Below are 25,720 nucleotides of genomic sequence, written 5' to 3'. Positions count from 1 at the left end.
TCATTTTCATAATTAAATGATATTTTTATCTAACCTGCTTGAAAAAACGTTTGCTTTAACCAGTGTAAACACAATAAACATCTTGCTAAATTAGCAATCTGTACTGTTTATATGAAGTCAGACAAATATAAGCATTGGGAGAAACGGCTAGTAAGAAAAGACAAGGGTTGGCTAAGTGACGGGCATAAAAAATCCGAGTGCGAACACTCGGATTTTGTAAACATCAGAATCAGTTTAGAACTGAGGCAATCATGACTCTTCAGAGCTTGGTGCCGCAGGCTTTTTCTTAGGGATGAACACGTCATCACCCACCGATACGTTTTTGTAGAAGCTTTTGTCGCGTTTAGCTGGTTGCTTCGCCACTTTCTTCGCTTGAGGACGCGCTTTTTTCGTCGTCGCTTTCTTATTACGGAAATCTTTCTTAGGTGGTTTCAGACCTTTAAATTTACCTTTCAAATCTTCAAACACTGAGAATGCAAGATCTTGCTGTAGGTAAGTTTCGATACGCTTGAAGCTATCCCAGTCTTTTGGACCAACAAGAGAAATCGCATCACCTTTGTTACCCGCGCGGCCAGTACGACCAACGCGGTGCACGTATTCTTCTGTATGCTTTGGCATATCGAAGTTGATGACGTGAGTCACTGTCGCAATATCCAAACCACGAGAAGCGACATCAGTCGTTACCAGAATCTTAAACACTGCACGCTCAAACTGGCTCATGATGGTGTTACGTTGCGTCTGGTTCAGGTTACCACTCAGAGCAACGGCCTTCAGTTTTTTCTCGTTCAGCTTCGCGGTTAGACGTTCGGTATCGTCACGCGTTGCCGTAAAGATGATCACTTGACGGTATTCTGCTTCAGAAAGTACGCGTTCCAGAATCGCTTCTTTGTGATCAAGGTGATCACACAAGTAGAATTTTTGCGTGATGTCTTTGTGTTCTTCGTTAGATACGCCAACTGCGATACGTTTTGGTGCATTGAGCATTTCAGAAGCAATATCGTTCACTTCTGCGTGGTCCAGCGTTGCTGAGAACATCAACGTTTGACGACGACGGTGCTTCGCCGCGTTATGGATTCGACGTAGCTCAGGCGCAAAGCCCAAATCCAACATACGGTCTGCTTCATCAAGAATCAGCGTTTCCAAACCGTCAAGGTACAGAGAGCGGTGCTCTAGGTGGTCAGCCAAACGTCCTGGTGTTGCCACGATGAATTTCGGGTAACGACGCAGTGCTTTTACTTGATCGTTAAAGTTCTCACCACCAAGAATCAACGCTGCATCGTAAGATAGACCAGCCTGCATAGAGCGAAGTTCGCCATACACTTGTTTAGCCAACTCACGCGTTGGAGCCAGAATCACAGCACGAGGATCTTTCGCTGAAAACGATTTTGTCTTCAGTGACTTGTGAAGCATTGGCAATACAAACGCCAAAGTCTTACCCGAACCCGTTTTCGAAGATGCCAATAAATCCTTGCCTGCAATCGCAACAGGAATAGCCTGTTTTTGAATGTCAGTCGGTTTTTTAAAATCGTAGTGTTTTAGGTTCTTCAACAATCGGTTGTCTAGGCCTAGATCTTTAAATTGCAAAGTATTCTCCAATAAATCAGTCAGCGTCTGAGCGCTCTGTAATGTCGTTTCCGCTCTAACGCAGCAAAAAAATAAAGCTCGGTATAATACCGCAAATCATAGGAGTATAGATAGAGATCACACAAACTAATTCCCGCGGATGAAAACAAAACATCATTTGCAGCCCAGTGAAGAAGAAGCGTCGTCTGTAACTGGCGAAAACCTTGGCTAGAATTCGAGAAAAAACACGCCCATAAAAGTGTCGAATTCACTTCGTAGAATTAAGCTGATTGCAGTTATTTAGGGGTAGAAACTTTCATTTGTGTCAATATCGTCTAAATTATTGATATCAGGAACGTGGCAAAAATACCTGCTATGTGGACTGTTGTGGGAGCAATCGAAAGGATGAGTAATTACTTTTGTTAGGCTCAGGTAAAAGTTAACGTCAGGTACTCCATGAAATTCTTGGATTTTTTTGACTTTTGCTACATCATGTACTGATAAAATGTAACCACATTTAACCTCGCTACTGTATAAAAAAGAGTTATAGGGCGAGACTTTCACTATAAGCAAGGAGTTCTTATATGAACAAAACGTTGATCGCAGCTGCAGCAACTTCAGTACTTCTACTAGCAGGTTGTGCTTCATCTGATGACGCAGCAACAGCAAACGCAGCTAAACTAGATGAACTAAGCAACCAAGTTAGCCAACTAAGCCAAGACGTACAATCTCTTCAATCTGACGTTCAAAAATCAGGTGACGCAGCAATGGCTGCTCAAGAAGAAGCAGCACGTGCTAACGAGCGTATCGATAACATCGCTCAGTCTTACACTAAGTAAGATGTTGTTCCGCGCTTTAACGCCCGTTAAGGCGCGGTTATTTCTACTGGAACCCCATTCTGAGCGGCAATAACGGCTTTCGCTTTCACATTCGTCAATCCAAATTCATTTAGCCACCAGCCCAATTCTTTCGGAACTTGTAAATGATCTTTCTCGCCATTGCTACGAGTTAACGGTTCATGCGCTTCCACAAACACACTACGATCCGGCTCTAGAGACACTTTCACTGGCTGATTGATGATGTTTACTTTTTCACCACGACGAACTTTGTCGAACAACCATTCGATATCACTTGGGTCCATACGAATGCAACCAGCACTCACGCGCATTCCGATGCCGAAATCTTTGTTGGTACCGTGAATAAGGTACTCACCATTTCCGTAAGCTAGACGAAGTGCAAACAACCCAAGCGGGTTGTCGGGGCCAGCTGGCACAACCGCAGGTAAATCCACCCCTTTCGCTCTGTATTCGGCACGAATAGACGCAGGTGGCGTCCATGTTGGGTTCGGACGTTTTTGGCTGATGCTGGTTGTCATCACTGGTGTATCTCGACCAATTCGGCCAATACCAACAGGGAAAACATGCACCACATCTTCGCCCTCTGGGAAGTAGTACAAACGCAGCTCTGCCAAGTTAATCACGATGCCTTGGTGAGGAACTTCAGGAAGAATAAGTTGAGATGGAATAGTAAGCACGCGCCCTTCTTGAGGAAGAAATGGATCAACGCCTTTGTTCGCTGCCATCAACGCTAGCATACCCACGTCATAATGCTTGGCGATGTTTGCCATGGTCTCGCCTTCTTGCACGACGTGGTTTTCGAGGCGACCAATCAAACGGCTGCCGTCCTCTGGTAACTCGTACATTTTGGCGAATGACAATCCACTCACTAATGATAACGAGACAGATAACAGGGTTCGTTTTGCAAAACTCATTGATCGCTTTTTGCTAAGCATTTCACTCTATTCCTTGGCACTTTTGAAGAGCCGTAAGGTTATCTCTCTTTCAACCTTGTGATCAACCATCGGCTTGTGATATTCCAGTAAAGAAAATCCCTCCCAAGTCCATGGTTTATGGACGAACTTATTCGGCACCCTCTTAATTTCTGGCACCCAGTGACGCACGAATTGACCGTCGGAATCGAACTTCTCGCCTTGGCTTATTGGATTGAAGATACGGAAGTATGGTTGGCCATCACAGCCAGTCGATGCCGACCACTGCCACCCACCATTATTTGCCGCAAAGTCGCCGTCGACGAGCTTGCTCATAAAGTATTCTTCGCCCCAGCGCCAGTCGATATGTAAATCCTTGGTAAGAAAGCTTGCGACAATCATGCGAAGTCGGTTGTGCATCCAGCCAGTTTGGTTGAGTTGACGCATTGCCGCATCAACAATTGGATATCCAGTCGTCCCCATTTTCCAACATTCAAAAGCTTGTTCATCGTAAGACCATTGAATTTTGTCTTCCCAGTCGATGAATCCGCGACCTTTGACAAGTTTAGGTTCAAACACCAATAAGTGCTGGTAGAACTCACGCCAGATGATCTCGCTCAGCCACGTTGCTTTGCCTTCTGATAAATCCGGTTGTGGATTCTCAGCATACAACCTCGCGATGCACTGTCTTGGCGACAATGCTCCGATGGCAAGATAAGGCGAGAGCTGACTCGTACCATCGATAGCGGGGAAATCTCGCTTCATCTGGTAACCGTCACTACGCTCGCGTGCAAACGTCCTCAATTGCTTGAGAATGTGGTTGGTCGATGCACACCAAGCTTCGCTCGATTCCCTCGGATAAGAGAACGTAAAATCGTCATCAAAACCGTCTTGTTTTACCGCTTCTAACTGCTCACTAGGCAGTTCATTTTGTCTCTGAGGCTTGGATACCGTTGGCAAGGAAAACTTTTGCAACCATGCTCGTTTGAATGGCGTAAATACTTTGAAATACTCGCCTTGCTTGTTGAGTACGGTCGTTGGCGCATGAACACATTTGTCGTGAAAGGCGTGAAACTCTACCCCACGATTATCCAGTGCTTGAGATACCTTTCTATCCAACTCAACTTCATTCACTTCATAATTGATGTTGACCATTACCGCCGTTGCGTTGAGCTTATCCGCCCAATCGCAAATGACTTGTGTACAGTCGTCAAAACGCGGAACTTCTTTATACAGAAGAGGAATGTTTAGCTCTGTGAGCTCTTGATGAACATGCTCAAGACGCCTAGCGATTAAATCCGCCTGCATAGGCGCCATGTGGTGCTCTTGCCACTGTTCTGGCGTTGCAATAAAACAAGCAACAACAGGTTGTCCTGTATCAAGTGCCGCCTTTAACGCCGTGTGGTCTAACGTGCGTAAATCACGCCTAAACCAAACCAGAATCATGTGGTCTCCTTACTGAATCTGTGTTTGTGCAAGATGAAGTTTCTCAATAACTTCCGAACACTGCACTTGCTCAGGATAACGCGCTAACAGCGCTTTGAATGCTTCCACTTGCTTGGCAGGTAGCGCCTTATTCGAGAACAAATAAACACGCTGGTAGCGTTCAATTACGTCGTGCCCCACCAAGCCAGAAACGTCGTCCACCTTGTCGATTAAGGTGATGTGGTAACCTTGCTCACACAACTTCGCCGCCTGAATCCAGCTTTCTGCATCTCGACTTTGTTCAAAGCTGATCAACAGACATTTCCCCTTAGTAGATGCTTTGTTTTCAGAATCGATCACCAATGCCAAACGCGTGATTAAACAGGTTTGGAACAATCCCATCTGCAAAGAGCGCAGCGAGCCCTTAACCAAATCCAATGCCTCAAACACAGGATTGATAAACTGATCTACGACTAAGTTGAGCGGGTACTCTTTCAATACCGATGACAGGACGCTTTCCGTTTTGCCACGATTAAGTTGCGACAACGCAGACAGTACGGTTTCCACTTCTTCAAGCGAATGGTTTTCTGCACTGATTTCTACATCCGATTGGCCGAGCAATCCTTTCACTTTGCCGATCGCAATGCCTTTGGATAACCAACCTTGAATTTCACGAATCGTATCGAGATCTTGCTGACAATATAAGCGATGCCCTTTTTCCGTTCTTTGTGGTTGGATTAGGTTATAGCGTCTTTGCCAAGCTCTCAGCGTCACAGGCTTAACGCCCGTAATCTCTGCAACATCTCGAATTGCGTATAGTTTTTCTTCTGAACTACAAACCATATCGTAATCTCATCTCCTGCGGGTGTGGCTCTAAAAACTTCTGTTTTTGCAGATATTCATCTGGATAAGCATTTAGATAGTGTTTAATTAATGTTAGTGGCGCGAGCAATGGCAGCGTGCCAGTGCGATAGTCTTGAATCACGGTCGCGAGTTCTTCTTTTTCATCTTTGTTTAGAGAGCGTTTGAAATACCCTTGAAGATGCATCAACACATTCGTGTTGTTTTTGCGACTGGCACGATTCGATAGCGCCGTCATCAGACCTAATCGATATTCTCGGTAAAACTCGTCAATCTCATAGCTGGCAACATCTGCGACTAAGCGCCCCAAAGATCGATACGACTCTGGATGGTGCGCCATAAGCGTTAGCTTATAACGAGAATGGAAATCGATGATCTTACCGCGTGTCGGCTCACCTGCCATCGATTCATAAAAATCGTTGAGACAGTAAATACGAGTAATGAAGTTCTCTTTAAGAACGGGATCATTTAAGCGTCCATCTTCTTCGACAGGTAACCACGGCATTTTTTCCATCAACGTTTTCGTGTAAAGACCAACCCCTTCTTTTGCAGCGTTGTTTTTGCTGTACACTTTTACGCGTTCCATACCGCATGTTGGCGATTTGGCACAAACGATGTAACCACACAATTGCTCATTTTGAAGCTCGTCCACTTTATTTTCGGAGTAAGTCAGCATGTTATCTGTGTGATCATTGTCGGGGTTTTTCGTTTCAACCAACGCGATGCGTTCTTCATTACTGATTAAACGAATCGTCGGGCGTGGCACCGGCATGCCTACCCCCACCTCTGGGCATACAGAAACAAAGTCAAAATAATTGCTAAGCTCTTTAGTCACAAAGTTACTGACTTTATGACCAGAATCGAAACGCACGCGTTCACCTAACACGCAAGAACTGATACCTACTTTGATTGAAGATTCCATAGCAACGTCATCCCTATACAAAAAGTTTAGTTGTATAACTAATAGCAAACCACCCTAAATTGTACAAGAAAATTAGTTGTACAATTTAATCGTTTTACTTACTCCTCCGCGATTTCGATCAGCTCGATTTAAAAAATATTTATCTTTTTCTTTGGCTATTTTGTGTGCGCAATCAACAAATCGCTCAAAAGCAAATCGATTGCCTTTTTGCTTTCAACAGATTTAGTTATCAATAGCTTGGTTAGTTTCGAAAAGGGTGGTTTTTGTGACTAACCTCTCAAGGGATCACTGTACGTCCCGATATTATTGCCTCAACGAAAACGAACAAGTTCAACAGAATTGGTAATAGCATCCTATAATAGATGCGTTTTATCAGAACAAAACTTTGGAGAGCACTTATGGCAACCCCACACATCAACGCACAACCAGGTGATTTCGCTGAAACAGTTCTAATGCCAGGCGACCCTTTGCGTGCTAAATACATTGCAGAAACTTTCCTTGAAGATGTGAAGCAAGTTTGTGACGTTCGCAACATGTTCGGCTTTACTGGCACTTACAAAGGTAAAAAAGTGTCTGTAATGGGTCACGGTATGGGTATCCCTTCATGCTGTATCTACGTACACGAGCTAATCGCTGAATACGGCGTGAAAAACGTTATCCGTGTAGGTAGCTGTGGCGCGGTACGTGACGACGTTAACCTAATGGACGTTGTTATCGGTATGGGTGCTTCTACAGACTCAAAAGTTAACCGTATCCGTTTCAACAACCACGATTTCGCTGCAATCGCTGACTTCAGCCTTCTAGAAGAAGCGGTTAAGCAAGCTCGCGCTCAAGAAGTGCCAGTGAAAGTAGGTAACGTATTCTCTGCAGACCTGTTCTACACACCAGAAGCAGACATCTTCGAGAAGATGGAAAAACTAGGTATCCTAGGTGTAGACATGGAAGCGGCAGGTATCTACGGCGTAGCTGCAGACCTAGGCGCGAAAGCTCTAACTATCCTAACGGTTTCTGACCACATCATCCGTGGCGAAAAACTAAGCTCAGAAGAGCGCCAAAAGTCGTTCAACGACATGATGAAAGTTGCACTTGAAACAGCAATCAACATCTAAGAAGTTATTAAGTAATAATTTGCAGCCAGTGCCTGACTGGCTGCCCGAATTATCCCGAGGGGGCGATTGTGTCTAACGGCGAACTGCCAAAAGACGCAGATGGGTTACAACTCAACTTTTGTAAAACATTGGCGTGTGACAACTTTGGATTGAGTGATGCAAAGCGTTACGTTCTGCAACATGCGAACCCTAAGCGTCCGGCGATGGTATGCCGTGAATGTGGAGCTTTCCCCCCCTTACTTAACAACCGCGATGTCGTGAACGAACTTCATCGCCTCCGACACGTCCACAGTGACGGGTTACCTGCTTGTCGCAACGACGCGTGTGACAACTTCGGACTCTCTGTCCACACTCATAAACACCTCTATCACGCTTTCGGTTACAGTGGCGATCGTCAACGTTACCGTTGTAAAGCGTGCCAAAGCACTTTTGTCGATAAATGGTCTGGCGCCAATAAAAAGCTGCAGTTTCAAGAAAACCTGATGGGCCTTTTGTTCACCGGTTATTCCGTGCGCGAAATTTGCCGCAAACTCAGCATCAACCCAAAAACGTTTTATGATCACGTTGACCACATCGCCAGTCGTTGTCGTCGTAAGCTCGCGACCATTGATGCTCGTTGGGTTAATCACGCCAGTCACTACGAGTTGGCTTCCAGCTACATTGCGTTGCAGCCACACAGCAATAATGGTGTGTACTGGATTGTGTCTGGTGAAGCGCACTCGGGCTACATTCTTTGCCAACACGTGAACTACTCTTCGGATGAAGAACCTATCGCGACGCTGGATCACAACCCGTACGACGAAGTTTCTCGTTTTGTCTCTCAAGAGTACACAGCGGAAGCAAGTGAGCCACCAGCGGAACCTTCTAATCACCTTAGAGAGCGTATTGACCAAAAATACCAAACGATTTTGGCTCGTGGTAACGTCGAAGATCCGCTCGGTAACTTATCGGTATTTCATTACCCATCGAAAGGCGCGTTAGTTCGTCCTCCTTACACCTCGTACGCGCACTATTTGCATGTACTTGATATGTGTTGCCCTAACAAGCGGGTTTCGATTTACATGCCACAAGATCCCCTGCTCCGCTCTGCAGCGTTGAGCGTTTGTTTGTCTCGTATTCAAGAGAAAAATGTCGATCTGATGTATGTAGAAGAAGACGCTGGCTGGGACATGACCGCTCCGTTTGGCAAAGTGGATATTGCCTACATGAGTTGGTGGCGCGATCGCTGGGCGATCTCCAGTCAAGGCGAAAGCCACAAAGGCATTTGCTACCTTGCTGGCGATAAAAATGAACCAGAAAAGTGGTTTAACGTTGCAACAACTCGCCATGTGCAGTTCTATCAAAATCGCTTCCAGCTGTTGTTCGAAAGTTTCATTAACGAGCCACGTCGCAAATTGCGACCTGCCGGAATTTTACCTCTTTTAGATATATTCAGAGCTTGGCATAATTTGTGCTATCAGGACAAACAAGGTCTTACTGCCGCACAAAGGCTAGAAGTCACTGACGCACCTCTAACCATTAAGCAGCTCCTATCGTAACTATTTAACTCATTTAGATGTGGTAATTAGGGGCAGTGACGGTATACATTACGGCACCTGATATTTTATGATGTGGCTTTCATGCTGCACTCGTAATGAAGTACGCATCTAACCACTTATTATTTAGGTGTAAATTCCAGTTCGATAGTCATGGATGTGAACGTTGGATAAAACCCAAATTCAGCTAGAAGACGAGCTTAACTCACTCAAAGGGCAAGTGAAAACGCACCCTGAACGCACTCTTCGCCTCGCCGAGCAGTGCCGCATTCGCGCGGAACAAATACTGTTTATTGACGGAGAAATCAAAGCGTTACTCGTCATGGCACACAGTTGTTGGTGTTTGATGGAATATCGCCAAGGGCTGAAATTCATCAAAGACGCCTACAATAAGCAAATCCAACTGGACACTGACGATCACCTTCCAGAAATTCTGCATATCTTCGCCCTTCAATACTGGGGACAAGCCAAATATTACTCGGCGCAGCAATATTGGATTAATGCCTTGGAGCAATCGGCTTTGGTCGATGATATTGAGATTCAGATTGAATCCCTGATTGGTCTTGGCAATGTTTGGCGCATCACCAACGAACACAAACTTGCCGCATCGACTCATGAGCTGGCAGTTAAAGTGGCAAACAACGTCCGAATTGCATGGTTAGAAGGGAAAGCTCGCATTCTGCTTGCTTGGGACTACTACCTCCTCAACAACTTTATTGAGATGCTAACGGTACTTGATGGCGCAACAGAAGTGCTCAAAGACCATGAAGACAGCACTTGGCAAGCCGAAATTTGGGACTTTAAAGGCTTGGCTCTCCTTGGCTTAGAACGCCTAGACGCAGCGGAAGAAGCAACCCAAAAAGCACACAAGCTGGCCATTGAGCACGATCTAACGTGGATGAAAGCACACTCTTTCATCAGTCGAGCAAGACTAGAGCTACTGCGTAAAAACACGGACAGCGCAGCCGAGTTGTTGCTTGCCGCAGAAGAATCCGCGCTTAATTTCGATAACGGCGAACTGCTAAGTCAGATCTGTTTTCAGCAATCTCGCGTTGCTGAAGAGCAAGGCGATTTCGAAGCGGCATTTAATGCGTTTAAAAAATACCGAAAACATGCACTGAAAATGCTCAAAGAGCAGACCAATCGGGTTAGCATGGATAAAGCACGCGGCTCAAAACGCCAACTCGAACAACGTGCTCGCAAGCTCATCAATCGTATTCGCTCTCAACATGAATACGATCCCGAAAAGCAGTTTTCTAACGTCGTTTCCGAAACGTACTGGTGGGAACAACTGGTTCTATTTAAGACTGAGCTTAAGCGCTCTAACCATGCCGTGATCATGATTCGTCACTCCAATCCTGCGTTTCTCGATGCGTGCACTGAACTGGTTCACTCATTAACGACGCCAAGCGATCTCATTTCACGCCTATCTAGCGATCGACTCGCTATGCTGATTGCCGAAAAAGATCAAGCCGCAGAAGAGCTCTACCGAACCGTGCATGCCATGTTAGACATTTATCCATGGGAACGACGTGGTCTCAAAGGGCCAAAACCGACATTGTATTTACAAGACATCCTGACTTTCCCATTTACTTTAGAGCAGTTGGAAGAAAGCTATATTGAGGTAATGAAGAATGGAACTACTGCTTAGCAAAGTCACTGACGCAGGCATCGATCCTTCTTCTGTTTCTGGGGAAGAAGCCATCACGCTTTGGGAACATATCGGTCGACACATTGCGTCCACCAGCCGTGAAAAAGCACACTGCCTAGTTATCAGCGCAGAATACCGCCGCGAAATCAAACAGCTTTGTGACAGTATCGAAGAGCTTAGACAAGCATTAGAACTGCTCTCATTACCTGAGGATGTCGAAGATATACTGTCGGTCAAAGCAAGTTTAAGCGAACGCTTAGTTGAAGTTGGTGATTACAACTCTGCCCTCACCGAGTACATCGCTTCCACCAACATCGCAGTGGAATACGGTTTTATCGACGAATACGTTTTAGCGATCATTGGTATGGGCAACTTATGCGATGCTTATGGCGATCATAACCGTGCTCTACGTTACTACCAAAAGATCGACGCGATCGATCATGCCATCAGCAGTCGCTCACTTCGTTTGCGTTACAAACTGTATATGCTCGCCTGTTACATCAGTCTAAAACGCGTGGCCGAAGCCAGCGAATTATTGGGTGAATGTGAAGAGCTCAGCATCCTAGTAAGCGACAAAAACCTCGCCGCTCAAACGCATTTGTATCGCGCTAAATTGCATCGTCTGCAAGAAGAGTATTCCGAAGCGCTGCTTTCCATATCCAGCATTAAGTACACCACCGGAAGTGCGACCACCTATTGGCTCTCAACCATGGTCAAAATTGAAACGGCCTATTGCTTGAATGGTGTTGGCCACACTTCGTTGGCTAATTTGCTGTTGGAGTCCATTGGGAAGCGAATTAAAAAGCATTCTTCGCCCATTCTGGCGAAACGTTTTTACAACGCAATGAGCAAAGTCAGTGCGTCACAAGGGCAGTTTCAGCAAGCTTTAAGCTGTGAGAAACGCGCTTTTCGTATTGAATCAGACTTAATAAAACACATCCCAATCAGCGAATTGGGCGCGGCTCAACTGCGTCGATTGTCTCGCTTTGAATTGCAGTTAAAGCTCATTCTGTCTGAGATTGAAAATAAAGAGCTTAAAGAGACGACCAAACAACACAAAAATACCGTAGCTCAGTTGCAGCAAGACGTATTTACCGATCCCCTTACCTCGTTGCACAACCGCCGCTGGTTAGAGGTAAAACTGAAAGACATGTTGCTGCACGACACTCCATTCGCATTGATGGTCATCGACATCGATCACTTCAAATCCATCAATGACGAACTGAGCCATTTGGTGGGTGACAAAGCGATCAAAAGTGTGTCACAGGAGCTGGCAGCCTACTTCAAATTTAAAGGTGCATCGTGCGTGCGATTTGGTGGTGAAGAGTTCCTTGTAATTCTTGAGAACAGCCAATTGGAACGCGCAGAAATGCACGCTGAAAACTACCGCGAGCGTATTTTTAAATATGCATGGCGAGACATTCTTGGCGAACGCGGCCTAACCGTTTCCATCGGTATTACACTCCATCGCGAAGGGGAAAACACTCAGCGCACCTTCTACCGCGCCGATAAAGCCTTGTATCGTGCCAAAGCCAATGGCCGAAACCAAGTCTGTACCGAACTTTAAGCCACGCCCCAGTTGAAATCTGGGGCTTTATCATGCTTTTTATCAGCCCTACCCGAATCTATTCACTTTTTGTTTAAATCTGTACTCAATCTCGCCAAACTTGCCTACAACTATCAGTACGTACTGATATCGCATAAACATAATTCGCACATAAAAACCGCTTGATTCATCTATAGTTAAGACAAATACTTAAACCGTTAATTTACGTAAGTTTTTCCAATTCGCAACAAGCACAGGTAAGTAAGATGTTTCTAGACTATTTTGCACTTGGGTTACTCATCTTCGTTGCTTTAGTTATCTTCTACGGAATCATTGTTATCCATGACATCCCGTATGAAATTGCTAAAGAGCGTGAACACCCGCACCAAGACGCAATTCACTACGCAGGTTGGGTCAGCCTGTTCACACTGCACGCACTTTGGCCATTCCTTTGGATATGGGCAACATTGTGGCGCAAAGAGCGTGGTTGGGGTTTCAAACAACTTGAGCAAGAAACACACGACATTCATCACCGTCTTGAAGAACTCATTGACGAAGTCAACGAACTCAAAAACGAAGTATCGATGTTGAAACAACAAAAGATTCAGCAAAAGCCTTTGACTGAACAAAGTAAAGAGGACGAATAATGGATTTATTGCTGATTCTGACTTACGCAGCTCTTTGTATCGCCATTTTTAAAATCTTCAATATTCCTCTAAACAAATGGACGGTCCCGACAGCTGTACTTGGTGGCGTAGTGTTGGTGGGCACACTTGTGCTGCTTATGAACTACAACCACCCATTTACTCAGTTAGGTAACCAAGTGTTCCCAACTACGCCTATCGTCTCTGGTGTACGAGGCCGCGTTGTGGAAGTGCCAGTTCAAGCGAACCAACCGCTCAAAACTGGCGATATTCTTTTCAAAATAGACCCTGTGCCATTTGAAGCGGAGGTCGCTCGCCTTGAAGCGAAAGTCAAAGAAGCAAGCCAAGGTGCGTTGGGTTTAGAGTCTGATCTAAGAGAAGCAGAAGCTGCAGTTTTAAAAGCACAAGCTGATAGAGATAAAGCGCAAAGAGAGTTTAGCCGATATCAAAGAGGCTTTGATCGCGGCGCGTTTACTGAACAAGATTTAGATACTCGACGCCAAGCGTATAAAGCGGCAGAAGCCATGCTAGACGTTGCGATTTTGCAACAAGAACAAGCGCAAATCGCTCTGGACTCTGAAATTGGTGGTGAAAACACTCAAGTCGCGCAACTTCTCGCAGAGCTGCGTAAAGCAGAGTTTAACCTAGAACAAACTATCGTTCGTGCGCCAACCGATGGTTACGTTACGCAATTGGCCTTGCGTCCTGGCGTGATGGCTGTGCCGTTACCGCTTGCTCCTGCAATGACCTTCGTACATACCGAAGACATTACGTACACCGCAGCGTTCAGACAAAACTCGCTACAACGTTTGAAGCCGGGCTTTGAAGCAGAATTTATGTTCCGCGCAATTCCGGGCAAAGTGTTCCGTGGCGAAGTCATTGACGTGATTCCGGCCATTGGTGAAAGTCAAATTCAAGCCAGAGGTGCTCTACTCGGTACCGATGCCTTGCGCACGAGCGGACGTGTATTTGCGAAGCTAAAAATCACGGACGATTTGAACGAATACCACCTGCCAATGGGTACTGCGGTTGAAGTCGCAGTTTACTCAGACAGCTTTACTCACGTATCAGTGATGCGCAAAGTGCTTATTCGCATGAAGAGCTGGCAGAACTATTTGTACCTAGACCATTAATGAACTGCTAGCTCATTCATTTATCGATGAAAATAGCATCATAAAGTGTAATCGGGGGCTGACAATCAGCCTCCGATTTCATTCTAGCCATCCAGACAGATAGCATTCCCACTTTTATCAATATTCTGTATAATGCGCGCCTTATTTTTAATGCTTGCTAAAAAACAAAGCCAGTCAAAGGGATACGTGAATCAAATCACACATTTCCTGAAGAAAAATAGAGCAAACAATAAGCAGCTTGGTTGTTTTGGATATATGTTACACAATCAAATAACCAATGCTTTCCAACAATATAAATGAACGTTCTTTAAAATCGACAATTGAACTGAGGTTATCTATGAATCTTTCTGCTAAAACCGTTGTGGTTATTGCAATTGGTGCTGCTCTTTACGGCATCGGTGGCTTACCTATGTTTGGCATCCCTGTGTTTGCAAACACAACGCTAAAACCAGCAATGGCAGTATTAGCATTGTTCTCAGTACTATTTGGCCCACTTGTTGGCTTTTTGGTTGGTTTTATTGGCCACTGGGTCACCGACCTATTTGCAGGTTGGGGCGTATGGCTCACTTGGGTACTTGGTTCAGGTATTGTTGGTTTGATTATCGGTCTATTCCCTTCTCTAACACGCTACCGTTTGGAGAAAGGTGATTTCAATATGAAAGACTTCGCGTTATTCGTGGTACTTGCACTATTAGGCAACGTATTTGGTTACGGTTGCTCTGCATTCCTCGACACGATTTTGTACGCAGAACCGTTCACTAAAGTGTTTACCCAGCTTTCTATTATCGCAATCGGTAACACCATTCTTATTGCTATTGTTGGCTTCTTCATTCTTAAGTCTGTCGCTAAACGTAACAAGCAAAGCCGTAACTTAACAGAGGCTTAATGTCGAATGACAATCGAATTTTCTAACTTCTCTTTTAGATATGAGTCGCTGGACAAACCGACGCTAAAAAATATCAATCTAAGGATAGAGAAAGGAGAGAAAATCGTCATTATTGGTCCAAGTGGTAGTGGTAAATCTACCCTTGGGCAATGTCTTAACGGACTGATCCCACACGCAATCAAAGGGGAAACCAGTGGAACATTGACCATCAATGGTCAAGACACCGCCCCTTTCGACATGCATCAATACACAGAGCAAGTTGGCACCGTACTGCAAGATACGGACAGCCAATTTGTCGGCTTGAGCATTGGCGAAGACATCGCATTTGCGCTGGAAAACCAGCTAACTTCTAACATCGACATGTACCCATTGGTCAAAGCCACGGCCAAAATGGTCGACTTGGAACAGATGTTAGATCGCTCTCCCCACGATTTATCTGGCGGGCAGAAACAGCGTGTTTCTTTGGCGGGTATTCTCGTCGATGACGTCGATATCCTTTTGTTTGATGAACCACTAGCTGCGCTTGACCCTAAAACGGGTAAAAAAACCATCGAGATCATCGATGATCTACACCGCGAAACAGGCAAAACCATCGTAATCATTGAGCATCGTCTTGAGGACGTTCTGCATCGCTCAGTTGACCGTATTATCTTGATGGAAAGCGGCGAAATCATTGCCGATACAACGCCAGATGAAATTTTAGCGTCGCCTCTGCTAGAAGATTACGGCATCCGCGAACCGCTTTATATTTCGGCTCTGAAAGAAGCAGGCTGCGCGATTGAGGGTGATGCAAAACCTTCTAGCTTAACTACCTTACCGTTGGAGCAATATAAACCAGCAGTACAAGCATGGTTTGATGGTTCAACAGCACAACCACCTAAAACGCCAGCCGAGACTTTGCTTGAAGTCCGTGGCCTCACCTATTCTTACGACGGTGATAAAAACGCGCTAGAAGACGTGAGTTTTGACATCAAGCGTGGCGAGTTTGTCTCTGTACTTGGCAAAAATGGCTCGGGTAAATCGACCATCACCAAACTGATTATGGGCGTTATTGAAGCGGATAGCGGCTCAATGAGCTTGAATGGTCAAGATCTAAACGAACTGACCATCTTCGAGCGCAGCCAGAAAGTGGGCGTGGTGATGCAAAACCCGAACCACATGATTTCCCATCACATGATTTTCGACGAAGTGGCCTTCGGCCTCCGTAATCGTGACGTTGAAGAGAAACAAATCGAAGCTAAAGTACTTGAAGTCCTTGAGCTGTGCGGTTTGAGCAAATACCGTCACTGGCCAATCGAAGCATTGAGCTACGGCCAGAAAAAGCGCGTAACCATTGCGTCAATTTTGGTCTTGGAACCAGAGCTTCTGATCCTTGATGAACCGACGGCAGGTCAGGACTACCGGAACTACACGTCTATGCTGAGTTTCATCGAAAAGCTCAATCGCGAGTTGGGCGTAACCGTGATGATCATCTCCCACGACATGCATTTAGTGCTGGAATACACCACGCGCTCTATCGTTATTGCAGACAGTAAATTAGTCGCGGATGCACCAATGACACAGGTATTCAGCAGTCCAGAGCTACTAGACCAAGCAAACCTCACCACAACAAGTCTGTTTGAGTTGGCTACGAAAGTTGGCATCGAAGATACCAATGGCTTTATGCAGCATTTTATCAATGTAGAAAAAGCGCACCGCCAACAAAAAAGCGGCGAAGTAAACCAACCAGAGAAAGCGGTGGCATGAAAGACAATAAGATGAAGTTTGGTATCAACTACATCGATACCCAATCGCCACTTCACAAGTTGAATGGCATTACTAAGTTCTTGCTTTTCATTGCTTGGGTGACGGTGGTGTTGACCACATTTGACTTGCGAATCATCGCTCTGTTGATCGCGCTTGGTTTAGGCTTACTGAAAATGACCAAAGTGCCATTTCATGTCTACAAACTGCTTTTACTGGGTACAGGCACGGTATTGCTGATCAATGCCCTGTTTATGTTCGCGTTAGCGCCACAACAAGGTACTGAGTTCATGGGCTCATCAACGGTTTTACTCTCGTTACCCGGTAATTACTCGCTCACTCAAGAGACGTTGTTTTACTTAGTAACAGTGACGTTGAAATACTTCAGCATGTTCCCAATCGCGTTGGTGTTTGTATTTACCACTCACCCGACGGAGTTTTCAGCCAGCTTGAACCGCTTAGGTGTACCTTACAAAATCGCCTATGCCGTGAGCTTAACGCTGCGCTACTTGCCGGAAGTGAAAAAGGACTTTGTTAACATCATGCACGCGCAACAAGCACGCGGAGTAGAACTGAGTAAGAAGGCTCCGTTGTTCACTCGTATGAAGAACGTGGCGAAGATTCTTGGCCCTCTGATTTTCTCTAGTTTGGACAGAGCCGACCAAATCTCCAACGCGATGACGCTGCGTGGTTTCGGCCGTCACTCATCTCGCACCTGGTACAGTCTAAAACCCCTGACCAAAGCCGATATGATCTGTATGACGGGGATTGCGGTGATAGTGATTGCTGCAATCAGCAAGCGTATTATGGACACACAACTGTTCTGGTATCCGTTTTAACGCGAGATAATCATAAAAATGGGATGCCGATGCATCCCATTTTTCTATCCAGATTATGGCTTAGTCTTTTGAGTAGTGAGCACTAACTCCACCTCAACAATCGCGTTTCGTTCCCCTCTTCCGGCTTCGCTGGAATATTGAGTGACAACAATAAGCTAACGGCGGCCATACCCGCTCCGATGTAGAAAACGCTAGAAGGCGACACTAACCAAATCATCCCGAATGTAACGGGAATCACCACCGCTGCGATGTGGTTGATGGTAAACGCAACGCCAGCGGTCGACGCCATATCGGCCGGATCAGCAATCTTCTGGAAGTACGTTTTAATCGCCAAGGCAAGCGCAAAGAACAAGTGGTCGACAACATACAGCGCCGCAGCCCATTCCGCCGTTTGCACCAAACCATATCCCACAAAGACGAAAATCAAACCGACGTATTCAAACGTTAATGCCTTACGCTCACCGACAACACCGATGAAACGGCCAATGCGCTTGGCAAATAAAAAGTTAAACAGGTAGTTGATCAAAAACAGTAAGGTAATGTCTGCGGCAGAGTAGCCAAACTTCTCTACCATCAAGAAACCCGCAAATACGGTGAAAATCTGTCGACGCGCACCACTCATAAAAGTGAGCGCGTAATACAACCAATAGCGTTTACGTAGTACGAGTTTCTTATTTTGTGGCACAGCCGTTTTGAACTGAGGAAACGCCAGTGCCATCACGATGATCAACACAAAGCCAACGCCACCCGCCAGCAAATACACGGTTTTGAAATCAAATTTAAGCTGCTCTAGCAAAATCCAAATCGCGCCGTAGGTAAACAGCGAAGCCAGCGCGCCGACCGAGATAAACTTGCCTAGCATTTCTGGCGCTTCTTCTTTCGATAGCCATTGCAAAGACAGGGACTGCTTCAATGTTTCAAAGTAGTGAAAACCAGTGGACATCAACAAGGTCGTAAAAAGTAAACCGTACAAAGTGGGAAAGTAACCTGTTAATGCTGTACCAAGTGTTAGCATCGCTAATGACACCAACATGAATCGTTGTTCGCGGATAAACAACAACACAAACACGGCGGTAAAGGCTAAAAAGCCCGGTATCTCACGCACGCTTTGTAACAAGCCAATGTCCGCCCCATCAAAGTTCGCTTTTTCAATAACAAAGTTATTCAGCAACGCCATCCAGGTAGAAAAGGCAATGGGCACAATAATCGAGATCAACAGAAGGAAATTTTGCGGCGTTCTCCAGCCGTGAGAAGAGGTATTCATGATGCATCCTTTAGATATGAAGTCATCATCATAGCTTTAAATGTAACAAATTCGCAATATCATTATTATTTATGGTCACATACGCACTGTTGCGATTCTAAGTGCACTGAGGATATGACCAATACAGAATACATCGCGCCCAATGAGAAAGTGAGCGCGATGTGTAAAAGGCAAGAAAAAGGTTGATAAGTGACTTATCGACTTAGTCGATGTTTTTCACATTAAGGCGATTTTTGAACTCAAATACATGCTCTGGACAAACATCCAAACAACGGCCACAACTTATGCAGTTTTGATCCATAACTCGACGATCTCCCTCTTTCAAAGGCTGCCGAAGCACTTCTGGCTCTGGGCAAACGTAAAAGCAATCCATGCATTTCGTGCAATCCTCGCGGCGAACAGCGGTAACGCGCAACAGGCTTTTTCGGCCTATCACGCCATAGGTAGCTCCCAGTGGACATAAGTGCCCACACCACCCATGCTCAACCAAGAGTAAGTCCAGTACGAACACCAGTGCGATAAGCACCCAACCTGCGCCTATACCAAACACCAATCCGCGATGCAGTGCCGCCACAGGATCTAACCATGTCCAAAGAATCGCGCCAGACAGCGCACTGCCCAACATCAAAACAGGGATCAGCCAATAGCGAATAGCCGGAGACCAACGATAGCTCGCTTTAATGTTGAACTTTCGGCGCAGCCACGCCGCCAAGTCCGTCACGATGTTCAACGGGCATACCCAAGCACAAAATGCGCGCGGCGCTAAAATCGCGTAGAACACCACAACAATCACTACGCCTAACAACGCATTGAACTCCGGAATATGGCCTGTCGCCAAAGCTTGAAGCACTATTAACGGGTCACTTAAAGGGACCGTATCGAGCAACATACTCGATGAAAGGTTACCGGTTAGAACCCCTAATGTCGGCCCAGCCATAAACAGCGCAATGATGGTGAGCTGACATAGCCGACGTAAAACCAGAAACCGATGCGCGCGCCACCAACCAAGCTTTTCAATCGCCTCTTTGCCAGCATTTTGAGCTAAGTTCTTTGCCATTACTTACCTCCTTTTAGCGATTCAAGCGCACCTTCCGGTACAGGCGTCTCACTGGGGAGGATATTTTCGAGTGGTTTGTCGATCTCTTTCCAACCAAAATTGTAGTGACTGCCCACTTTGCCTTTCGCCAAATCCGTCGGGACAATTTTAATAGCAGCGACATCCAACACGCACGCTTGTTCGCACTTACCGCACCCAGTACACACTTCTGAATTCACTGTAGGGATAAGTTTGGCGTGATAGCCAGTTCGGTCGTTATGAACCATCTCTAATGTGATGGCTTCATCAATCAGCGGACAAACGCGATAACAAACGTCGCATCGCAGCCCTTGCCAGTTAAGGCAAGTTTCATGGTCAATAAGAACCGCTGTGCCCATTCGAGCATCATCAATATCGGTTAACTTCGGATCCAGCGCCCCACTAGGGCAAGCCACCACACAAGGAATGTCTTCGCACATTTCGCAGGGAATATCGCGCGCAGTAAAGTAAGGAGAACCAGTGGCTACAGGAGAAAGTAATGTCGCGAGTTTCAATGTGTCGTAAGGGCATGCTTGAACACACAAGCCACATCGAATACAGGCTGATTCGAAATCGCCTTCTGGCAAAGCTCCGGGTGGGCGAATAGGCACACCTTTGGTTTCTCGAGCTTGGCTTTGCAGCGATTGTAAGCCCAACACACACGCCGCTGCGCCAACGCCTGCCGCAGTTCGGACCGTATCACGCAAAAATCGGCGCCGACTTTGCGATGTTTTAGACTGAGAGGATTTCATGCTATTTCCTCAACGAAACTCCTTTATCAAGTTAAGCATAAATAGCGCTAAACGTACCTCTTCCCCATACCTCATAAGAGGTAACTCCACCCTCAATTGATTCAAGTCAACTGATGTACAGTGCCGTCGTCACAGTTTGAATAATTCCATTTATTTCCTCCAACATGAAATTCACCACGATACTCTGCCGTGCACGCCATTTTCAGTACAATAATTCAACACCTTTGCAATCTATTTGCTAAATTCGAAGATAAATGACTACTAAAATTTAGAAAAACATCCCTATAACAACCTAATTTAAAAGGTGTTTATCTCTCAAACATCAAAAAATACTATCCAAAATAAAGAACTGTGGTTAGATTGAAAATTAATACTAAAAAGCGAAGGAGAGAAGCATGGAAATTATCGTACGTCCAACGACCGTTGAAGACGCAGCGGCACTCGTAGAAATCTATTCACAACCAAAAGCACAACGTGAAACCCTGCAACTCCCAAAACCTTCGCTCACAATGTGGGTAGAACGATTGTCAAATATGCCCGCTGGCGTTTACAGCTACGTCGCTGAAATCGATGGTAAAGTAGTGGGTAACATTGGCTTTCATCACTCGCAGCGTCCAAGAACGGCGCACACGGCCGCGTTTGGCATTGGCGTTCACGACCAGTTTCACGGTCTAGGCGTGGGAAGCAAGTTGATTGAAACCATCACCGAGTTGGCGGATAACTGGTTGAATGTAAGACGCATTCAGTTAGAAGTGAATGCCGACAACGAGGCCGCGATTGGCCTGTACAAAAAGCATGGTTTTGAAATTGAAGGAGAGGCGATTGATGCCTCATTCCGAGATGGCGAGTTCATCAATACCTATTACATGGCACGTATCAGACCAAGTAAAAAATAAAGAAAAGCCTCCTACTAGTTGGAGGCTTTTCTTTTTAAACTTCGACTCACTTTCGTAAGTAAGCCAACGCTCTACGAGTCAATGCTTCTGTGTAGGGATTGATCTTCCAGTGGTCAGGACTCCAACCTTTCACAAAGCGCTGAAAGTCAGCCCAAGCAACCGCAAACAAAGAACGCCATTCACGCTCGACTTCATCGGGGTCGAGATTCGGCTGATAAACCATTAACGCCTGTTGCAACTGAGCGAAATACGTGTCCAAGACCCAAACTTCCATCTCTGCACAACGTTCTGGCTTGACGGCGCTACTCATAAACAGTGCCACATCTTTCATCGCACAGCCATGTCCGACGTATTGAAAGTCGACCGCAGCAACGCTCAATTCATCTTGCTCAAAACAGAAGTTCGCCAATTTGGCATCACCGTGTACAAGCGTCTTGAACTTGGCTTGCGAAAGCGTTTGATCAATCAATTGAGCGGCATTTTTTAGCTCACTGTCTTGCAACGCCTCAAGCTCATCGGGTCTGGTTGCCAAGTGCCAATACGTGCCGGTATGCCACAGCTTATCCGAGCAAACACCGATGTAGCGCGCATGAAAATTCGCCAACCAAGTAAGGCAGGCTCGTAGATGTTCTAGCTTTGCATCGGTGATGATTTTTGTAAAACCCGCGTCTGCGAGATCTTCCATCACAATGAGCCATTCATTCTCCGACTGGAACGTTTTTAAGCCTTGTGGTACCCGACAGGACGAGTCCATGACTCCGGAAAAATGCGCGTACCAACTGACTTCAACCTGATAAGAGTGCAGCTTTCTTTGGTGAGAACGGTCTGTATTCCAGCCTCTAGGGTGTTCAGAAGGTTTAGGTAATTTGACATGTTTTACAATGACAGAGCGTTTAGCGAATTTCAGCCGAACCAATTCTCCGTAACCGCCCCAAAGTGACTGGATTACTTCACTCGACAGCAATTCACCGAGATCAAGATCCTGGCTGATATTTTGATACAAAAGGTGGTGATCATTCATACTCAAGCAAGAAGATGCGACCAAGCTTGGTTACGGTTGATGTAATGCGCCACATACGGGCAAACCGGTTCGATTTTATAACCCAGAGCTTCAATTTCTGGGAGTACCGCTTCCATCATTACTTTGCCATAACCTTTACCTCGCAGCTCTTCTGGTACGACCGTCGATGTTATGTGCATCACATCATTTTTCAACTCGTAGACCACTTTTGCTTTGAAGTCTTGCTCTAAATCAACCCAAAAGAGGCCACTTTCAGTGTCGTGAATCACTTTATGCATATCTTCTTCTCTAATTTTGTTACGGATTTATTGAATCAAACTATATCACTGAATAAAATCATTACCACGCAAAGACACCCAGTCGTTTAGTGCTAAATTTCATAGCAGTCACCTCTTCTCAAATCAGGTACGACAATAAGAATGAGAAATATGATAACCAGTGCCAGAGACGGCAATCTACCTCTGCAGAGTAAGAGAGCACCAGAACGTCAGGCCACCACATTAAACAGCACCGATGCAATGGCGATGGTTGAGCATGGTAGTGAAGTCACTCTCAATGTGACCACGCCTGTTGGAACGAAGTTCATCACCACCAGTACGTTTGTCGGCTGCCACTCTAACAATACGGCATTGATCGAAGTTCCGAATATTTCCGATGAAGATTTGAAATTCTATTTTCAAGAAGGCTTTTGGATAAACGTAAAAGCGTATTCTCATCGTGGCGAAGGCGCAGTCATCCCTTTTAGGGCTCAGCTTCAACATCGCTTGGGCGACCCTTATCCCATTTTAGTGCTTAGCCTTCCCAATACAATGCAGGTATTCCAACTTCGTAAAGAAGTGCGTTATGAGGTGAATTTGAAAGCGCGAGTCCGCTTGGATGAATATCGAAGTGAGTGTGAGATCAGAGACCTATCTCGCAGCGGCTGCCGTTTTGTGACATCGCCAATGAGCCGACCTTTACAAGTTGGCGACCGTATCACTCTAGACCTAACCATGCCGAGTGATGGTCGCCTGTTAGCGCCACTGAATGGTCGTATTTGCAACCTGCAAAAATCGACTCACTATGCCCGCTACGGAATGGAGTTTGATGAGGTAGGCAAGACTAACGCCAAGAGTCTGCTGAGCCATCTCAAATTCGACGGCACCAAGCTGAAGTTAAAATAAATTCGAACGGCCTAGAGCCATGAAGTTGCTAGAGCACGTATTCGTTCTTGAAAAACGAGCATTAAAAAGGCACCCGAGGGTGCCTTTTTGCTGAGACCATATTTAAAAACGTAAAGCAAAAGCTTACAGCTTAAAGAAGCTCAACTGTTCTTTTTGCTTTTCAGCCAGTAGTGATAGCTCGCTACTTGCGCTTGCGCTTTGGCTGATGCCCGCTACATTTTGGTTCACAAGTTCAGACATGTTAACCACGTTGCGGTTGATGTCTTGAGTGACTTGAGATTGCTCTTCCGCAGCTGTCGCTACTTGCGTGTTTGAATCGTTGATGTTCGCAACAGATTCTGTAATACCGATCAACGCATCGTTCGCTTGCTGAGTCAGCTCGTTGTTGCGAGTTAACATTTCTAGGCTAACCTGCATGCTGTCGTTAGCAAGGCCTGATTGCGCTTGTAGCTCTTCAATGATTGTTGAGATTTCTTGCGTTGAATCTTGAGTTCGTGCCGCTAGCATACGAACTTCATCCGCTACTACCGCAAAACCACGACCAGATTCACCAGCACGTGCAGCTTCAATCGCTGCGTTCAACGCCAACAAGTTCGTTTGTTCAGATACACCGCGAATCACTTCGATAACATCGTTGATCTGTACTGATTGCTCTTTTAGACGCAGTACAACTTGCGCGGCATCGTTCAATGCTTGAGACATTTGCGCACTTGCGTCTGCACTTTCTTGGAAGATAGCCAAACCAGATTGCGCTAGACCGTCCGCTTCGCGTGCTGTCGCGTCAGCAGAGGTCGCATTGTCACTTACGTTGTTTGCAGTGCTTGCTAGCTCATTTACCGCAGAAGCAACTTGTTCGATTTCTGCCAATTCTTGTTGAGCGTTCGCTTCTGCTTGCGTCATTACTGCAGCAAGTTCTGTCGATGCAGACGCCACTTCTTCACTGATTCGAGTTAACTGATCAACGATGCTGTAAAGTTGAGACGCGGTTTGGTTAACGTCTTTGCTTAGCTGAGCAATCTCGTTGTCGCCTTCGACATCCGCACGAACAGAAAGGTTACCAGCCGCCAGTTCACGCATCACACGTTGCAGCTTTTGGATTGGTGTAACAATCATGCCAGATAGGAACCAAGCGCCAATAAGCGAGAACACAAACACAGCAAGAACCGTCAGCATCGCATTAGTTTGAACACGCTCGTTTTGTGCGTTACTTTTTGCTGTTGATTCAACCGCTTGATCATTCACGTGTTTAGACAAAGTGTTGATGCCTTGCACCATTTCGTTACCAACACGGCGATACTCAGAAATAAATGCACGGTATTCGTTGTCTGATTTCAGACCTTGATCGTATTGGTTGAAAAACGCTACAGAGCGCTGTGAGTACTGCACATACGCTTCAATCGCTTTGCGCACTTCAATCGCATCTTCACGAAACAGGTTGCGCGCTTCGATTGCACTTAGATCCGCTTCAACTTGTTTCAAGCCTGCTTTTAGCTCATTTAGGAAAGTTTCACGACGAGAAGCATCGTAAATTGCGTAAACCGCGCTGATGCGCAATGGGTAAATTTGATCGTCGATACGCGCCAAAGTGTCTTTATGGAAAACCAAAGACTCTTGGTTAGAAGCAATAACGTCTTGCTCCGCTTGAAGATTGTTTTTAGTAATCCACAGAGCAATAAACAAAACAATAGCGGTAAATAATACCGGAACCAAAATTTGGGTTCGTACTGACAAGTTTTTCAGTGATAGCTGCATGACTGGACCTCAGTTATATGCGTGATGCCTACTTGCTTCCATGCGACGGGATTGTTCCCGGACGAATAAACAAGTGGCGAATATTAGAGGTCGATCACACTTTTATCTAGTACAAAAAGTCCCCATTTTCAATCTGTTATTGACAATATCCCGACACTAGTGTCGGAATATT

At 45.7% G+C, this 25,720-nt stretch carries 23 protein-coding genes; 12 read left to right on the top strand and 11 right to left on the bottom strand.

Annotated features, from left to right (window positions below):
- Nucleotides 1–249: 249 nt before the first annotated feature.
- A complete protein-coding gene (locus tag NL646_RS10900) occupies nucleotides 250–1,596 on the bottom strand; it encodes a DEAD/DEAH box helicase (RefSeq protein ID WP_253664218.1) in 1,347 nt (448 codons plus the stop codon).
- Between the two features lie 551 nt (nucleotides 1,597–2,147).
- On the opposite strand from NL646_RS10900, the gene NL646_RS10895 reads away from it, so the two are divergent.
- Nucleotides 2,148–2,402, top strand: coding sequence for an Lpp/OprI family alanine-zipper lipoprotein (locus tag NL646_RS10895; protein ID WP_005462467.1), 255 nt, complete (start codon nucleotides 2,148–2,150; stop codon nucleotides 2,400–2,402).
- Between the two features lie 26 nt (nucleotides 2,403–2,428).
- Here the strand turns inward: NL646_RS10895 and NL646_RS10890 are convergent, their stop codons facing one another.
- The 4 genes from NL646_RS10890 to NL646_RS10875 are packed head-to-tail and all read right to left on the bottom strand — an operon-like array spanning nucleotide 2,429 to nucleotide 6,539.
- On the bottom strand, nucleotides 2,429–3,355 hold the full coding sequence (locus tag NL646_RS10890; protein ID WP_005462944.1) for a L,D-transpeptidase family protein: 927 nt from the start codon (nucleotides 3,353–3,355) through the stop codon (nucleotides 2,429–2,431).
- Nucleotides 3,356–3,361: 6 nt separating this feature from the next.
- Nucleotides 3,362–4,777 carry a deoxyribodipyrimidine photo-lyase gene (gene phrB / locus NL646_RS10885; protein WP_253664217.1) on the bottom strand — a complete coding sequence of 472 codons (1,416 nt, stop codon included), beginning with the start codon at nucleotides 4,775–4,777 and terminating at the stop codon, nucleotides 3,362–3,364.
- A 9-nt stretch (nucleotides 4,778–4,786) separates the two neighbouring features.
- Nucleotides 4,787–5,599 (bottom strand): MerR family transcriptional regulator, encoded by an 813-nt coding sequence (locus NL646_RS10880; protein WP_253664216.1) that lies wholly within the window; start codon nucleotides 5,597–5,599, stop codon nucleotides 4,787–4,789.
- On the bottom strand, nucleotides 5,589–6,539 hold the full coding sequence (locus NL646_RS10875) for a DUF523 and DUF1722 domain-containing protein (protein ID WP_025592283.1): 951 nt from the start codon (nucleotides 6,537–6,539) through the stop codon (nucleotides 5,589–5,591). Before NL646_RS10875 ends, NL646_RS10880 begins: the two co-directional genes overlap by 11 nt.
- Nucleotides 6,540–6,937: 398 nt before the next feature.
- On the opposite strand from NL646_RS10875, the gene deoD reads away from it, so the two are divergent.
- The 9 genes from deoD to NL646_RS10830 all read left to right on the top strand — a co-directional run bounded on the left by deoD (nucleotide 6,938) and on the right by NL646_RS10830 (nucleotide 17,625).
- Complete coding sequence (gene deoD, locus NL646_RS10870) at nucleotides 6,938–7,648, top strand: purine-nucleoside phosphorylase (protein ID WP_005462930.1); 711 nt, start codon at nucleotides 6,938–6,940, stop codon at nucleotides 7,646–7,648.
- Between the two features lie 68 nt (nucleotides 7,649–7,716).
- Nucleotides 7,717–9,186, top strand: a complete 1,470-nt coding sequence (locus NL646_RS10865) for a transposase (protein WP_005462928.1) — start codon at nucleotides 7,717–7,719, stop codon at nucleotides 9,184–9,186.
- Nucleotides 9,187–9,349: 163 nt separating this feature from the next.
- Nucleotides 9,350–10,834 (top strand): hypothetical protein, encoded by a 1,485-nt coding sequence (locus NL646_RS10860; protein ID WP_005462926.1) that lies wholly within the window; start codon nucleotides 9,350–9,352, stop codon nucleotides 10,832–10,834.
- The gene (locus NL646_RS10855; RefSeq protein WP_005485863.1) at nucleotides 10,818–12,401 is read left to right on the top strand and encodes a GGDEF domain-containing protein; all 1,584 of its coding nucleotides are present in this window, start codon (nucleotides 10,818–10,820) and stop codon (nucleotides 12,399–12,401) included. The genes NL646_RS10860 and NL646_RS10855 overlap by 17 nt, the downstream gene beginning before the upstream one ends.
- 245 nt (nucleotides 12,402–12,646) lie before the next feature.
- Nucleotides 12,647–13,027, top strand: a complete 381-nt coding sequence (locus NL646_RS10850) for a DUF3302 domain-containing protein (protein ID WP_005478107.1) — start codon at nucleotides 12,647–12,649, stop codon at nucleotides 13,025–13,027.
- A complete protein-coding gene (locus tag NL646_RS10845; RefSeq protein WP_021452976.1) occupies nucleotides 13,027–14,157 on the top strand; it encodes an HlyD family secretion protein in 1,131 nt (376 codons plus the stop codon). The genes NL646_RS10850 and NL646_RS10845 overlap by 1 nt, the downstream gene beginning before the upstream one ends.
- A 337-nt stretch (nucleotides 14,158–14,494) precedes the next feature.
- A complete protein-coding gene (locus NL646_RS10840) occupies nucleotides 14,495–15,043 on the top strand; it encodes an ECF-type riboflavin transporter substrate-binding protein (RefSeq protein ID WP_005375133.1) in 549 nt (182 codons plus the stop codon).
- Nucleotides 15,044–15,049: 6 nt separating this feature from the next.
- On the top strand, nucleotides 15,050–16,789 hold the full coding sequence (locus NL646_RS10835; protein ID WP_253664215.1) for an ABC transporter ATP-binding protein: 1,740 nt from the start codon (nucleotides 15,050–15,052) through the stop codon (nucleotides 16,787–16,789).
- The gene (locus NL646_RS10830) at nucleotides 16,786–17,625 is read left to right on the top strand and encodes an energy-coupling factor transporter transmembrane protein EcfT (RefSeq protein ID WP_253664214.1); all 840 of its coding nucleotides are present in this window, start codon (nucleotides 16,786–16,788) and stop codon (nucleotides 17,623–17,625) included. The genes NL646_RS10835 and NL646_RS10830 overlap by 4 nt, the downstream gene beginning before the upstream one ends.
- A gap of 82 nt (nucleotides 17,626–17,707) precedes the next feature.
- On the opposite strand, the gene NL646_RS10825 is transcribed toward NL646_RS10830, so the two are convergent.
- The 3 genes from NL646_RS10825 to napG form a co-directional block, all read right to left on the bottom strand.
- Nucleotides 17,708–18,889: an MFS transporter gene (locus NL646_RS10825; RefSeq protein WP_005499771.1), complete on the bottom strand. Its 1,182-nt coding sequence runs from the start codon at nucleotides 18,887–18,889 to the stop codon at nucleotides 17,708–17,710.
- A gap of 202 nt (nucleotides 18,890–19,091) precedes the next feature.
- Nucleotides 19,092–19,946, bottom strand: a complete 855-nt coding sequence (gene napH / locus NL646_RS10820) for a quinol dehydrogenase ferredoxin subunit NapH (RefSeq protein WP_029824341.1) — start codon at nucleotides 19,944–19,946, stop codon at nucleotides 19,092–19,094.
- A complete protein-coding gene (napG, locus tag NL646_RS10815) occupies nucleotides 19,946–20,716 on the bottom strand; it encodes a ferredoxin-type protein NapG (RefSeq protein ID WP_025499671.1) in 771 nt (256 codons plus the stop codon). The genes napH and napG overlap by 1 nt, the downstream gene beginning before the upstream one ends.
- A 395-nt stretch (nucleotides 20,717–21,111) precedes the next feature.
- Between napG and NL646_RS10810 the strand changes: the two genes are divergently transcribed.
- Nucleotides 21,112–21,612, top strand: a complete 501-nt coding sequence (locus tag NL646_RS10810; protein ID WP_029824340.1) for a GNAT family N-acetyltransferase — start codon at nucleotides 21,112–21,114, stop codon at nucleotides 21,610–21,612.
- Nucleotides 21,613–21,658: 46 nt separating this feature from the next.
- Here NL646_RS10810 and NL646_RS10805 read toward each other — a convergent pair whose 3' ends face one another.
- Both NL646_RS10805 and NL646_RS10800 read right to left on the bottom strand, forming a co-directional pair.
- A complete protein-coding gene (locus NL646_RS10805; RefSeq protein WP_253664213.1) occupies nucleotides 21,659–22,633 on the bottom strand; it encodes an ecdysteroid 22-kinase family protein in 975 nt (324 codons plus the stop codon).
- A gap of 2 nt (nucleotides 22,634–22,635) precedes the next feature.
- Nucleotides 22,636–22,911: a GNAT family N-acetyltransferase gene (locus tag NL646_RS10800; RefSeq protein WP_005462904.1), complete on the bottom strand. Its 276-nt coding sequence runs from the start codon at nucleotides 22,909–22,911 to the stop codon at nucleotides 22,636–22,638.
- Nucleotides 22,912–23,061: 150 nt separating this feature from the next.
- On the opposite strand from NL646_RS10800, the gene NL646_RS10795 reads away from it, so the two are divergent.
- On the top strand, nucleotides 23,062–23,796 hold the full coding sequence (locus NL646_RS10795) for a flagellar brake protein (RefSeq protein ID WP_005462902.1): 735 nt from the start codon (nucleotides 23,062–23,064) through the stop codon (nucleotides 23,794–23,796).
- A gap of 123 nt (nucleotides 23,797–23,919) precedes the next feature.
- Here the strand turns inward: NL646_RS10795 and NL646_RS10790 are convergent, their stop codons facing one another.
- Nucleotides 23,920–25,548, bottom strand: coding sequence for a methyl-accepting chemotaxis protein (locus tag NL646_RS10790; protein ID WP_005478090.1), 1,629 nt, complete (start codon nucleotides 25,546–25,548; stop codon nucleotides 23,920–23,922).
- Between the last annotated feature and the right edge of the window lie 172 nt (nucleotides 25,549–25,720).

It is taken from the genome of Vibrio sp. Y20_XG_PY13 (assembly GCF_024181925.1).
GTDB lineage: Bacteria > Pseudomonadota > Gammaproteobacteria > Enterobacterales > Vibrionaceae > Vibrio > Vibrio parahaemolyticus.
Note: the sequence above shows the minus strand (reverse complement) of the source record. Positions and strands in the feature narration are given on the sequence as shown.